Origin of the sequence: Bacillus cereus group sp. N6 (genome assembly GCF_016483705.1) — a bacterium.
GTDB classification, from domain to species: Bacteria; Bacillota; Bacilli; order Bacillales; family Bacillaceae_G; genus Bacillus_A; species Bacillus_A wiedmannii.
Window position 1 is genome coordinate 32937 of record NZ_JAEHBI010000033.1, and the last position, 13835, is coordinate 46771.

Below are 13835 nucleotides of genomic sequence, written 5' to 3' on the forward strand. Positions count from 1 at the left end.
TAATCAGTGGGGATTTTGTTCATCCCACTGATTATTAGTTAAACCAATCGGGTTGCCCACAAATAGCGGGATAAAATAAAAACCGAGTGTCATTCCCACTCGGTTTTTATGAATACACTTATTGTGATAATTCTACTTCTTTTATTTTTTCTTTCATTCTCGCTTTATCACGAACTAAAATATCTTTTAAATACTTACCTGTATACGAGCGCTCTTCTTTCACTACTTGCTCTGGCGTTCCGGAAGCAACGATTTGTCCACCCTTGTCTCCGCCCTCTGGTCCAAGATCAACGATATAATCAGCTGTTTTAATTACATCTAAATTATGTTCAATAACAAGAACTGTCTCGCCACTTTCAACAAGGCGTTGCAGCACTTCTAGAAGACGCGCGATATCATGCGCATGCAAACCAGTCGTTGGCTCATCTAAAATATATAACGTACGCCCAGTAGAACGACGGTGTAATTCAGAAGCTAATTTCACGCGCTGTGCTTCTCCTCCAGATAACGTAGTAGCTGGCTGCCCTAATTTCATATAACCAAGCCCGACATCTACAAGCGTTTGAAGTTTACGCTTAATTTTTGGGATATTAGCGAAGAACTCTACTCCATCTTCAATTGTCATCCCTAACACTTCAGAAATGTTCTTATCTTTATACTTCACTTCTAACGTTTCGCGGTTATAACGTTTACCATGACAAACTTCACACGGAACGTATACGTCTGGTAAGAAGTGCATTTCGATTTTAATAATTCCATCACCACGGCACGCTTCACAACGTCCACCTTTTACATTAAAGCTGAAACGTCCTTTTTGATACCCACGCACTTTCGCTTCATTCGTTTGTGCAAACACATCACGAATATCATCGAATACACCTGTATACGTCGCTGGATTAGAACGTGGTGTACGCCCGATTGGCGATTGATCAATATCGATTACTTTATCTAAATGCTCAAGACCTTTAATTTCTTTATGAGTACCTGGCTTCGCTTTCGCTTTATATAACTTTTGTGCTAACGATTTATATAGTACTTCATTAATCATCGTACTTTTACCGGAACCAGATACACCCGTTATCGCTACAAACGTACCCAGCGGGAATGACATCTTTGCATTCTTTAAGTTATTCTCTTTTGCACCGACAATTTCCACTTTACGTCCGTCACCTTTACGTCTTTCAAGCGGAACCGGAATAAACTCTTTACCGCTTAAATACTTACCTGTTAGCGAATTATCATCTTGCATCACTTCAGCTGGCGTCCCCGCTGATACAACTTGACCACCGTGAATACCTGCACCAGGTCCGATATCAAGTAAATAATCAGCAGCCATCATCGTATCTTCATCATGTTCAACGACAATTAACGTATTTCCTAAATCACGCATTTCTTGCAACGTACGAATAAGACGATCGTTATCGCGCTGATGTAAACCGATAGAAGGCTCATCAAGAATGTAAAGTACGCCAGTCAGACGAGAACCGATTTGTGTCGCTAAACGAATACGCTGCGCCTCACCACCTGATAAAGTTCCTGCAGCACGACTTAACGTTAAATAATCTAAACCGACGTTCACTAAGAACCCAACGCGCTCTTGGATTTCTCTTAAAATTAAATGAGCAATTGTTCGTTGTTTCTCCGTTAGCTCCACATTCGAGAAGAATTCCTGTACTTCTTGAACAGAATACTTCGTTACATCAGCAATCGTTTTATCACCAACGAAAACAGCTAAACTCTCAGGCTTTAAGCGTCCACCTTTACACTTCGGACAAGCTTGCTCTGCCATATACTTTTCCATTTGCTCACGAACATAATCAGAACTCGTTTCACGATAACGACGTTCGATATTTGGAATAACACCTTCAAATAAAATCTCATTTTCCTTTACTTGACCAAATTCATTTACATAGCGGAAATAAACCTTCTCTTCACCGCTTCCGTACAACACTTTATCAAATAAATCTTTCGGTATATCTTTCACAGGCATATCCATATCAACGCCGTAATGATTACATACAGATTGTAAAAGCTGTGGGTAATATTGTGAGCTTGTCGGTTCCCAAGGCGCAATCGCATGTTCATTTAATGATAAATCCCAATTCGGAATGACAAGTTCTAAATCCACCTCTAACTTTGAACCAAGTCCATCACAAGAAGGACACGCCCCGAATGGACTATTGAATGAGAACATGCGCGGCTCTAATTCTCCGATTGAAAAGCCACAATGCGGACAAGCATGATGTTCACTAAATAGAAGTTCCTCTTCTCCCATTACATCAATTAACACTCGGCCCCCGCCAAGCTTTAATGCACTTTCAAGTGAATCCGCGAGACGGCTTGCAATCCCTTCTTTTACAACAATACGGTCAATTACAACTTCAATGGAATGCTTCTTATTTTTATCTAACGCAATATCTTCAGATACATCAAGCATTTCACCATCAACACGTACACGAACATATCCTTGCTTCTTAATGTCTTCAAGCACTTTCACATGTGCACCTTTACGCCCAGAAACGATAGGAGCTAACACTTGTAATTTCGTACGTTCAGGATATTCAAGTACACGGTCTACCATCTGCTCTACTGTTTGTGATGTAATTTCAATACCATGATTCGGACAAATCGGCGTACCAATTCGCGCAAATAATAAACGTAAATAATCATAAATCTCCGTAACCGTTCCAACTGTTGAACGAGGATTACGACTCGTCGTTTTTTGATCGATTGAAATCGCTGGTGACAATCCTTCAATCGTATCCACGTCAGGTTTATCCATTTGTCCTAAAAACTGGCGTGCATACGCAGATAACGATTCTACGTATCTGCGTTGCCCTTCTGCATAAATCGTATCAAACGCTAATGATGATTTCCCTGAACCAGACAATCCCGTCACAACAACAAGCTGATTTCTCGGAATGGTTACATCAATATTTTTTAAGTTATGTGCTCTAGCACCTTTTACGACAATAAAACCCTTGCTTATGCTCACTCTGTTCACCCTTCCGCTTTTAATTCTAATAGTAAATCTCTTAATTCAGCTGCACGCTCGAAATCTAACGCTTTTGCTGCTTCTTTCATCTCTGCTTCCATCTTCGCAATTGTCTTTTCACGCTCTTTTTTCGTCATCTTCTTAGCTGGTGCCGCTTCATACATTTCCGGCTCTTCAGCAGCTGTCGTTGCACGGATCACATCACGCACGCCTTTTTGAATCGTTTTCGGCGTAATGCCATGCTCTTTATTGTAAGCTTCTTGTATAGTACGACGACGCTGCGTTTCTTCAATTGCAATTCCCATTGATCTTGTTATACGATCTGCGTACATAATAACGCGGCCGTTTTCATTACGTGCCGCACGACCAATTGTCTGAATTAATGACCGCTCTGAACGCAAGAATCCTTCCTTATCAGCATCTAAAATCGCTACAAGTGATACTTCTGGAATATCTAATCCTTCTCGTAATAAGTTAATACCAACAAGCACATCAAACTTACCAAGGCGAAGGTCACGGATAATTTCAATACGTTCTAACGTTTTAATTTCAGAGTGAAGATAGTTTACTTTAATTCCTACATCTTTTAAGTAATCTGTTAAATCCTCTGACATCTTCTTCGTTAAGGTCGTAATTAATACACGTTCATTTTTTGCAATGCGATCTTGAATTTCTCCTAATAAATCATCAATTTGCCCTTCAATTGGTCGTATATCAATTGGTGGATCTAAAAGCCCTGTTGGACGAATAATTTGTTCTATTACCTCCGGTGCCTGCTCTAACTCGTACGGTCCTGGCGTTGCCGAAACGTAAATAACTTGATTCGTTTTCCCTTCAAATTCATCAAACGTAAGCGGTCTATTATCTAAAGCTGATGGCAAACGGAACCCATGATCCACAAGTACTTGCTTACGTGCTTGGTCCCCGTTATACATCGCTCTTACTTGTGGTACTGATACGTGTGACTCATCCATAACAATTAAGAAATCTTCCGGAAAATAGTCTAATAACGTATATGGCGTTGCACCCGCCGGACGAAGTGTTAAATGACGGGAATAGTTTTCAATCCCTGAACAAAATCCCATCTCACGCATCATTTCTAAATCATAACGAGTACGCTGTTCTATACGCTGTGCTTCTAACAACTTGCCATTATCATTTAATTCCTTTAAACGTTCTTCTAATTCTTTTTCGATATTTTCAATAGCGACCTTCATTTTTTCCTCACGTGTAACGAAGTGAGATGCTGGGAAGATTGCTACATGATCACGTTCTGCTAATACTTCACCTGTTAACGCATTTACTTCGCGAATACGATCGATTTCATCGCCGAAAAATTCAATTCGAATACAATGCTCATCAAGTGATGCTGGGAAGATTTCAACTACATCTCCGCGCACACGGAATGTACCACGCTTGAAATCAATATCATTACGTCCATACTGCACATCAACAAGGTCACGAAGCAATTGATTGCGGTCCTTCTCCATACCAACTCGAAGTGAAACAACTAACTCGCGGTACTCTTCTGGAGAACCTAAACCATATATACACGAAACACTCGCAACGATAATAACATCGTCTCTTTCAAATAAGGAAGACGTTGCTGAGTGACGCAATTTATCGATTTCATCATTAATCTGCGCATCCTTTTCAATAAAAGTATCTGTTTGCGGCACATACGCTTCTGGCTGATAATAATCGTAATAACTAACAAAATACTCCACTGAATTGTTAGGAAAAAAATCTTTCAGCTCACTATATAACTGTCCTGCTAACGTTTTATTATGAGCCATGACAAGTGTTGGCTTCTGCACTTCTTTAATGACATTTGAAATTGTAAATGTCTTACCCGTTCCCGTCGCCCCAAGCAACACTTGCTTTTTCTTTCCACTATTAATTCCCTCTACAAGCTTCTCTATAGCTACCGGCTGATCACCTTGCGGGGAGTACGCTGAAATAATTTCAAATTGATGTTCCAAACAAAACCGACCTCCTCGTAAAAAATCTGTATTCCCATTTTACCACGAATGCCCATAAAAAACCTAAAAAAACGAACAGATATTCGGTAAAATTTTCGACAATATATACATAGAAAAAGGAAGGAGTAAAAACTTCCTTCCTCGACTAACTCTATTTTTTAAGTACATATAATAAATCATATCCATTGCGCCCATTTTCATTCGCACAGTCTATTAACCTATAAGCCGTTTGTGATTCATGCTGCTCTTTAACAATCCTTTTACAGCTATCTTCATCTATATCTGTATGATTATCAGCAAATCGATCTTTCCTATTATCTAACATATGAATTATATCTTTCCCACTATGCTCTAACGTTTGAAAAACCGGATCACCTTCATGTGTATACTGTACAATTCTTATTTTATCAACTTCCTCTTGTTCCACATTCAAAACGAACTTTTTGAATTTATCTAGATTGGAAGTTCCTGCTTCCTTTACAATGACATCATTCTTCTTATCAATTGTAATGTTAGGTTGTGAGCATGCTACTAAACTAAAGAGAAATAAGCATATAAAACCTGTTTTTCCTATTATTATCCTCGCCTATACAAACTATTGGTATACTAGAAAAAGCTACTTTCCTCTACGAAAGTAGCTTTTCTTTCCCTTTCTCTTTTTTCGGGAAAAGAACATATGAAAATGAAATAACTGCATCCACTAAAAGTATAATCGCCCAAACTTGGCTAACACGACTAGCTGCTTTATTTAAAACGATTCCCGTTTCTAACCAACTGCCCCATTGTTCAAACGGTACAAACCCATACAAGAAGAAAAAGAAAATATGAACTACAACAAACAAACTAAGATGCAATACCCAATTTTTTATTTCCTGCTTCGCATAGGCCATACCTGTTAATTCTATATGTTCTTCAATAATAGGCGCTGGTTCATTCCGCCATTTCGCAACTAATTTTTGTACAAATATATCAAGCTTCTTCAAATCCTTTTTCCCGTAGAAGACCGCATATAATAAAATAATGACAGTAATGATCTGAAAGTTAGAGAACTTTCCTGTTTGATAATAGTCCACTACCCCTAAAGTTAAAATAAACACTTCATTTATGAGTAGTACAATCCCCATAATAAAACTCGCCTTTTTCAAACGGAATCCGTAGCGAAGTAAAAAGAAACCGATAGCTGATAACCAAAATACAATTTCTGCCCCAATTAAAAAATACCAACGATATTCTGCGAGTATACTCATTTATCCTTCTCCTTTTCATCATAAATACGAAAAGCTTCATCCATATATATTAAAAGTTCTTCTTCGATTGGATACATGCTCATTTTCTGTGAATCTTCCTTCGATTTTCTAACTTCCCATAACTTATCTAAAAACGCTTCATCACCATTTGCCATTTCTAAACACTTCTGCGTTAATTTCTTCGTTGCCTCTTGTACCTCATCACTCGCGGCTTCTTTGCCGTCTTTCATAAAAGTACGTAATTGCTTTAATAAATCTACCCATTCTAAAACATTCGGATCTTCTTCACTCATATTTGGCAAGTTATGAAGCAATTTTTGTTCTTCCTTTGAAAATACTTCATTTTGAAATATTTCACGTATACGAGACGACTGTTTCGAAAGCTGAATCAGTTCAAACATAACTTTCCAATCCAATTCTCCCTCCACATCTACCGAATAAACAACAGCTCGTAAAACTCGCTCCATTCGATTAAATTTCTTTTGTTCTTCCTGTACAAATCGAAGTTGTTTTTCAAGAGAATCCTTTAAATCCAGCTCACCTTTTACTAACATATTCGCAGCCTCTTTTAATGAAAAGCCCATTTCCTTTAAAAATAAAATTTGTTGCAGACGAATAACGTCAGTTTCACTATATAACCGATGTCCACCCTCTGTTTTTCCGCTCGGCTTTAATAAATCTATTTGATCATAATAACGTAGTGTACGTACTGTAACCCCTGTTTCTCTCGTCAATTGTTGTATTGAAATCACTACCATCACCTCTTCCCCTTCATTATAAAAGATGACGTTACGTAACTTTCAAGTGTTTTGTAAAAAAAATACAAAAAGCTGTTTATACCCTTTGTATAAACAGCTTTTACGGAAATAACCCCTTTTGTACAGCACGACCACAACATAAAATAAGTGCTCCAACGACAACACTCGTTGCTGTTTTATGATAATGGGCTGATAGTAATAAATAATACGATAAACCTACAGTACCAATCATAATACAAATACTTGGCACTGGATTACGAGAGAAGTTCTGCATTCCCCAAAACAAAGCAAAAATAGCCGTAGCAACACATAATACCGGTAATCCCATCCCAGTTCCCCTTTTTCTATTTATCTCTTACTCAGGCGATGCCAAACTTATACATGATCAGCCTCTTTCTGATTTCTATACTTCCACTTCGGCCAATAGTTCACGAGAAAATACACACACTGCCCTAGTACAAATAAAACAAACGGCATACCAGCATTTCCATCAACAATTAAATTATATAAACTCCATATTGCTAAACTAATCGTAAAAAATAACCCTACATATTTAAACGCTTTATCTGACTGAAATCTCTCAAACTCATCTTGCATTTTTCATTCCTCCTATCGCTATGCTCGTTTTCCTACCATAACTCCTATGATGAGACTACCCGCAAATAAGGAACTACATATCAGAAATATCTCTTGCACTGGTATAACAGCCCTGCCTATTGCTTTACTCGCAACAATATAAACAATAAGCAATAGAAACGTGAATACAAATGAGACATTTACATATTTTTTTATATTTTCATTTACTCGCTCATCTATATCTGGAAGTTCTTCTTTTTTGTACTTACGCTTTTTGTAATACGAATACACTATCAAAAATACAATCGCTAAAACGTTACTCACTACGAGCGGTAAAATTGGTATAGCCGGATTCATAATATGAACTACAATGTCTCCCAAAAACAATCCAAAAGTCGCACCGATAAATAACCTTTTAGTATCGTTCATTTTTTCTCCCCTTACTCTAGCGTAAATATTTCCTCCACCTTCACCCCAAAATATTTGGCGATTTTTAGGGATAACTCTAGACTCGGGTTATAATGGTGGTTTTCAATCGCCACAATCGTCTGCCGCGTCACCTGCATCGCCTTTGCCATTTCAACTTGCGTTATATGATGTTGCTTTCTTAACTCTTTTATTTTATTTTTCACACCCATAGGCTCCACCTTCAAAAGTAAAGATATCTTTACTTTAATTATAAATATTTTCCAGTTATAAGTAAAGATATCTTTACAAATTTCAGTAAAACATTTCACTGAACATCTTCTCTAACCAAGTACAAGAGTAATTCAATTTATATCAGCGATTTTTTACATATATCGACATCCGTAGCACTATAATCATAAGAAAAAAGCTGTCCCAAAATATCTTTTGGAACAGCTTCTTCGTCCTACTACATAAATCCTAATACATATACAAGAACGTATCCAAGAATAGAAAGGCAAACCGAGCCGATCAGCCCCGCCACGAATGCCTTACTTCCTAACTTACGGAACGTTTTAAACTCTACATTTAAACCAAGCCCCGCCATCGCCATTGCTATAAGCATGTAAGCAATGACAACAATGTAGCCGGCAACAACTTCTGGTATAACCCCGAGCGAATGCACTGCACTCATCGCTAAAAATCCGAAGATGAACCATGGAATTGGAAGGTCGCGCCATGATTTTTTTTCCTTGCTTCCTTCACTCTTACCAAACCATAATCCAATTAAAATCGCTACTGGCACAAGCATTGCAACGCGCGTTAGTTTCACGATAACTGCGATATCTACAGCCGTGCTTCCCCCTGGCGCCGCAGCTGCGATGACATGAGCGATTTCATGCAGCGTCGCCCCTGAGAACACTCCGTATCCATATGGAGATAGGCCAAGCACCGGATATAATAACGTATAAATAAATGTAAATATTGTACCTAAAATAGCAATAATCGCGGCACCAACTGCCGTTTCATCATCCTTCGCTTTCACTTGCGGCGCAATTGCCACGACCGCAGCCGCCCCACAAATTGCTGTCCCGCATGCTGTTAAAATTCCAAGCTTCTTCTCTACTTTAAATACTTTCGTTAGTCCATATACAACGAAAATCGTAAATGTAATAACAACCGCAGCGATAACCAATACTTTCGGTCCCGCCTTCGCAATATCAACAAGATTTAATCGCATTCCAAGTAAGATGATCCCAAAGCGAAGCAACTTCTTACTCGCAAAGTTCGTTCCCGCTATCGCTTCTTGAGGAATCCCGATTGCCGCGCGCCAAACCATCCCAATTAGAATAGCAATTACTAATTGTCCCATAATATTTAAAAATGGAAGCTCTGCTAAATATTTCGCCGCAATTGCGATTAATAGTGTAATCCCAATCCCTTGCGAAAATCCAAAGCCCTTCTTCTTTTGTATAACAAGTGTTTGTTCCACTTTGAACCACTCCAATAATCGTATTGGAACATGCATGTTCTTTCTACTTACATTATAAGAGAGTTTCTATAATAAGTTTAATATCAATATTGAATCTCTATCATTAGAAATACTTATGATAAGATGAAAGAAAACGAAAGGAGCCCATTACATGAACGTCGACATTTTAAAAATTTTTGTTACGGTCGTTGAACAGAAACACTTCTCCCGTGCAGCGGAATTATTAAACCTTTCACAGCCTGGCGTAAGTATGCACATCCGCAACTTAGAAAACGAATTTGGAACTACACTTATTCAGCGCTCTCCTAAGCACGTTCAAGTGACGGAGGCTGGAAACATACTATATATACACGCAAAGCAAATGCTCTCTCTTTACGAAGAAGCCAAACAAGAAATTAACGAACTACATAACGTTGTAACAGGAACTCTTCGCATCGGTGCTAGTTTTACAATTGGCGAATACTTACTTCCAAAAATACTGGCTAACTATGCGAATGAAAATCCACACGTCGAAGTTCATACTTTTATCTCAAATACAGAAGACGTTTTACAACGCCTTCGCTCTAATCAAATCGATATCGGCTTAGTGGAAGGGCAAGTCGTATACGCCGACGTTGACGTTGAAACGTTTATGCAAGATGAAATGAAGCTCGTCGTCCCGCCAAATCATCCACTACTTCGCACAAATGAAATAAATGAAAGCACACTCCAAGATCAAGTATGGGTATTAAGAGAAAGTGGTTCTGGTACACGCGCTTATAGTGACCGCTTTATTCATCAACACCATTTAAAATTGAAGCGCTTCTTTACATTCAGTAGTATCCAAAGCGTAAAGGAAGCAGTTAGTGCCGGGCTTGGCATCGCTATCCTTTCTGATTGGACTGTACGAAAAGAGCTACTGGCAAAAGAGCTATTCCACGTCGAAGTTCCAAATGAACAACTCATCCGTCCATTCTCCATCGTGCGTGGCAAATACTTTATTCCGTCTAAAGCTATCCAAGTGTTTTTAAATCATGTAGATTCTTTTGCGAAAAAACAGAGTTGACCTTCACATTAGTGTGAAGGTTTACAATACATGTAAAGGGAGTGAAACGCATTGCGAATTGGAGAGTTATCAAAAGAAACCGGGGTTAGCGAAAGATCACTAAGACATTATGAAGAAAAGGGTTTACTCCCTTCGAAGCGCCTCGCAAATGGCTACCGTGATTTTGATGAAAGTGCCATCGAAAAAGTAGAACTTATTCAAATGTACTTACAAATCGGCTTAAATTTAGAAGAGACGGCAAGGATGCTGCGTTGCCTTGAAATTGAACCACACCTGTACGAAAATCCATGTAGCAGTATTCTGGCACTTTACGAAGATAAACTTAATGAAGTAACAAAACAAATCTCATTACTTTCCAGCATTCAAACGAATTTACAAAAACACGTTTCACTCCTACAACAAGCTAAAGAAAAGGAATGATTACATGTTTGTTATACACGGCAGTTCAAGACAACACGGAAATACAGAAGCTTTAACACATATGATGATTGAAGGAATTGAAACGGAACAAATTTACTTGCGAGATCATACGGTCCATCCTATTACAGACCAACGTCATGATGCAGAAGGATTCCAGTCTGTAAACGATGACTATCAACATTTAATTGAACGCATGCTAGAGCACGAAACAATTATCTTCGCTACACCGCTATACTGGTACGGAATGAGCGGCCATATGAAAAACTTCGTTGATCGCTGGTCACAAAGCTTGCGTGATACATCCCTTCATTTCAAAGAAAAAATGAAAGGTAAAAAAATATACGTTGTCATCGTTGGTGGAGATAATCCGAAACTGAAAGCATTACCGCTTATCTCCCAGTTCCAATACATCTTTGATTTTATTGGTTCATCATTTGAAGGTTATGTTATTGGAGATGCGAATGGATTGGATGAAATCAAAAATGATGCTGAAGCACTAGCAAAGGCACAACTGTATAATAACGAATTCAAAAATCACAAGCAAAAATAACTTTGACAAACCCTTTTGTATGCGCATACAATAAAAGTAACATTATGAAAGGAAGGTACTTTGACCAATGAAGTTTTAATTCTCTTATTTATTTCATCCATCACAAATAGTGAACAAAAAATGATGAAAACTAGCAGGGGATTAGTCTGTCCATTTGTCGATACTTTCTTTCGAAACGATCATGTAAAAAAATCGTTTATTTATGTGCGATTTATTACATGCAAGGGCGACGTTTATCCTCTCTAGTGAAACTAGGGAGGTTTTTTTATGACTATTTTATTCGCACGCAATATTGAAAAGAGCTTTGGTGATCGCACACTATTTACGTTACCGTCACTGGAAATTCAAGCACAGGACCGCATCGGAATTGTCGGAGTCAACGGAGCTGGTAAATCTACGTTATTACAAATATTAAGTAAAGAAATAGAAGCTGACAAAGGAATAGTAACTCATCATAGTTCTATCAGCATCATTCCTCAACTTAGCGAGGAACTACCGGAAACCGCTTCTGCTCTCGCAAAAGGAAAATGGAGTATTTCAAACGTTTCAGATGCAATGAGCGGTGGTGAACGAATGCGGCTAAAGATTGCTCATGCTCTCGAACAAGATGCAGGCATTTTATTTGCTGATGAGCCAACAAGCCACTTAGATATGGTTGGTACAGAGCAATTAGAAAAGGCGCTCTTATCTTATAAAGGGTCACTTGTTTTAATATCGCATGATCGTGAATTTCTAGATAATATATGTACAAAAATTATTGAAATTGAAGACGGGACGATTCAAGAGTATAAAGGAAACTATTCCAACTATCGAAAGCAAAAAGAACGTGAACGAACACAAAAACAAGCAGAATATGATCAATATATACAAGAAAAAAATCGTTTAGAGCAATCAATTTCACAAAAAAAGCAACGTGCTTCTAACATGACAAAAATCCCAACTCGGTTCAGTTCATCTGAATCTAAACTTTATAAGTTAAGCGGGGCTCATGGCCAAGAACAGGTTAGCAAAGCAGCGAAAGCATTAGAAACACGTCTCGAAAAACTAGAAAAGAAAGAAAAACCAAAGGATCTTTCTCAGACTCAGTTTGACGTGCAATATCATACACCCATTCATAGTAAAGTGGCAGTACAGTTCAATAAAGCAACAAAGAAAATAGGCGACCGCACACTATTTAAAAATATGAATGGAACTATTACCCCTGGTGCAAAACTTGCTATTTTAGGTGCAAACGGAAGCGGCAAAACAACTTTGTTCAACATGCTTCTCGCAAACGAGCGTGGCATTCAGCTTTCGAAAAGTTGTAAAATTGGATACTTTGAACAAACACTATCAATTTTAAAAACAGATAAAACCATTTTAGAGAACGCTCTAGAAGAAACCAACTATACAGAAGCATTCGTTCGAACAATACTCGCACGGCTTTTATTCCGCCGTGAAGATGTTCATAAACCTGTACATGTCTTAAGTGGCGGCGAACGAATGAAGGTCGCACTCGCAAAAGTATTTTTAGGAAACTATAATATGCTTCTGCTCGATGAACCGACAAACTATTTAGACTTAGCGACGCAAGAAGAATTAGAAATCATGTTACAAGAATATCCTGGCACAATACTTTTCATTAGCCATGACCGTGCCTTTATTCGCTCTGTTGCAGACCATATTCTACAAGTAGATGAGAGTGAACCAAGAATATTCCACGGTAATTACGAGCAATACACAAAAAGAACCACCGGGGATTCTGTAAACGTAACTGAACAAGAATTATTACGATTACAAACAAAATTAACAGAAATTATCGGCCGAATTTCCATGCCAAATCATCACGATGATATCCCATCTCTCGAACAAGAATACGAAACATTATTAGTTCAAATCCAGAAATGTAAAGAAGCGCTCTAATGTCTTCCCTATATATCGACAGGGCCTTCCGCATTTCCCAAGAAATATTGGAACTTCGACATAGAATAGCATTAATAAAAGTGAAAAAGCCGTGCATCAGCACGGCTTTTTCACTTTAAATACGGACAGCAGTTCCGCTCACTGCAACCATTAGCATTCCTTCCCGAACTACTTCGTAATCCACGTCGATACCAACAATTGCATTCGCATTTTTTTGTCTTGCGAAAGTTTTCATCTCTTCCATTGCAATGTCGCGCGCTTCTTTTAATTTACTTTCATAAGCGCCCGCACGACCGCCGACAACGTCACGGACAGAGGCGAAAAGGTCACGAACGATATTCGCGCCCATAATCGCTTCTCCATTGACGATATCGATATACTCAATAATTTCTTTTCCTTGAATTGTAGACGTTGTTGTTACAATCATGCTTCATAGCCTCCCATATAAGATTTTCACTTACTT

15 protein-coding genes are annotated in these 13835 nt (G+C 38.4%); 4 read left to right on the top strand and 11 right to left on the bottom strand.

Translation table 11 applies throughout. The features are described from left to right. Positions 1–118: 118 nt before the first annotated feature. The 10 genes from uvrA to JDS99_RS20830 all read right to left on the bottom strand — a co-directional run bounded on the left by uvrA (position 119) and on the right by JDS99_RS20830 (position 9455). Positions 119–2989 carry an excinuclease ABC subunit UvrA gene (gene uvrA / locus JDS99_RS20785; protein WP_199695639.1) on the bottom strand — a complete coding sequence of 957 codons (2871 nt, stop codon included), beginning with the start codon at positions 2987–2989 and terminating at the stop codon, positions 119–121. 11 nt (positions 2990–3000) lie between these two features. Continuing rightward, the gene (gene uvrB, locus JDS99_RS20790; protein ID WP_199695627.1) at positions 3001–4977 is read right to left on the bottom strand and encodes an excinuclease ABC subunit B; all 1977 of its coding nucleotides are present in this window, start codon (positions 4975–4977) and stop codon (positions 3001–3003) included. A 151-nt stretch (positions 4978–5128) separates the two neighbouring features. Continuing rightward, a complete protein-coding gene (locus tag JDS99_RS20795) occupies positions 5129–5557 on the bottom strand; it encodes a DUF4362 domain-containing protein (protein ID WP_199695640.1) in 429 nt (142 codons plus the stop codon). A 46-nt stretch (positions 5558–5603) separates the two neighbouring features. Further along, complete coding sequence (locus JDS99_RS20800; RefSeq protein WP_199695628.1) at positions 5604–6224, bottom strand: hypothetical protein; 621 nt, start codon at positions 6222–6224, stop codon at positions 5604–5606. Continuing rightward, positions 6221–6982, bottom strand: coding sequence for a MerR family transcriptional regulator (locus tag JDS99_RS20805; protein ID WP_199695629.1), 762 nt, complete (start codon positions 6980–6982; stop codon positions 6221–6223). Before JDS99_RS20805 ends, JDS99_RS20800 begins: the two co-directional genes overlap by 4 nt. A gap of 100 nt (positions 6983–7082) precedes the next feature. Next, positions 7083–7310, bottom strand: coding sequence for a hypothetical protein (locus JDS99_RS20810; RefSeq protein WP_199695630.1), 228 nt, complete (start codon positions 7308–7310; stop codon positions 7083–7085). Positions 7311–7357: 47 nt separating this feature from the next. Next, positions 7358–7579 carry a hypothetical protein gene (locus JDS99_RS20815; protein WP_137052346.1) on the bottom strand — a complete coding sequence of 74 codons (222 nt, stop codon included), beginning with the start codon at positions 7577–7579 and terminating at the stop codon, positions 7358–7360. Positions 7580–7597: 18 nt separating this feature from the next. Next, on the bottom strand, positions 7598–7987 hold the full coding sequence (locus JDS99_RS20820) for a hypothetical protein (RefSeq protein ID WP_199695631.1): 390 nt from the start codon (positions 7985–7987) through the stop codon (positions 7598–7600). 11 nt (positions 7988–7998) lie between these two features. Beyond that, positions 7999–8196, bottom strand: coding sequence for a helix-turn-helix transcriptional regulator (locus JDS99_RS20825; RefSeq protein WP_000538359.1), 198 nt, complete (start codon positions 8194–8196; stop codon positions 7999–8001). 236 nt (positions 8197–8432) lie between these two features. Beyond that, entirely contained in the window at positions 8433–9455 is a 1023-nt protein-coding gene (locus JDS99_RS20830; RefSeq protein ID WP_199695632.1) for a putative sulfate exporter family transporter, read from the bottom strand. A gap of 151 nt (positions 9456–9606) precedes the next feature. On the opposite strand from JDS99_RS20830, the gene JDS99_RS20835 reads away from it, so the two are divergent. The 4 genes from JDS99_RS20835 (at position 9607) to abc-f (ending at position 13372) form a co-directional block, all read left to right on the top strand. Next, positions 9607–10500: a LysR family transcriptional regulator gene (locus JDS99_RS20835; protein WP_199695633.1), complete on the top strand. Its 894-nt coding sequence runs from the start codon at positions 9607–9609 to the stop codon at positions 10498–10500. A gap of 51 nt (positions 10501–10551) precedes the next feature. Next, entirely contained in the window at positions 10552–10920 is a 369-nt protein-coding gene (locus tag JDS99_RS20840) for a MerR family transcriptional regulator (RefSeq protein ID WP_199695634.1), read from the top strand. A gap of 4 nt (positions 10921–10924) precedes the next feature. Continuing rightward, positions 10925–11470 carry a flavodoxin family protein gene (locus JDS99_RS20845; protein WP_199695635.1) on the top strand — a complete coding sequence of 182 codons (546 nt, stop codon included), beginning with the start codon at positions 10925–10927 and terminating at the stop codon, positions 11468–11470. Positions 11471–11737: 267 nt separating this feature from the next. Continuing rightward, entirely contained in the window at positions 11738–13372 is a 1635-nt protein-coding gene (abc-f, locus tag JDS99_RS20850; RefSeq protein WP_199695636.1) for a ribosomal protection-like ABC-F family protein, read from the top strand. A 115-nt stretch (positions 13373–13487) separates the two neighbouring features. Here the strand turns inward: abc-f and JDS99_RS20855 are convergent, their stop codons facing one another. Further along, the gene (locus tag JDS99_RS20855) at positions 13488–13799 is read right to left on the bottom strand and encodes a heavy metal-binding domain-containing protein (protein ID WP_000637523.1); all 312 of its coding nucleotides are present in this window, start codon (positions 13797–13799) and stop codon (positions 13488–13490) included. Between the last annotated feature and the right edge of the window lie 36 nt (positions 13800–13835).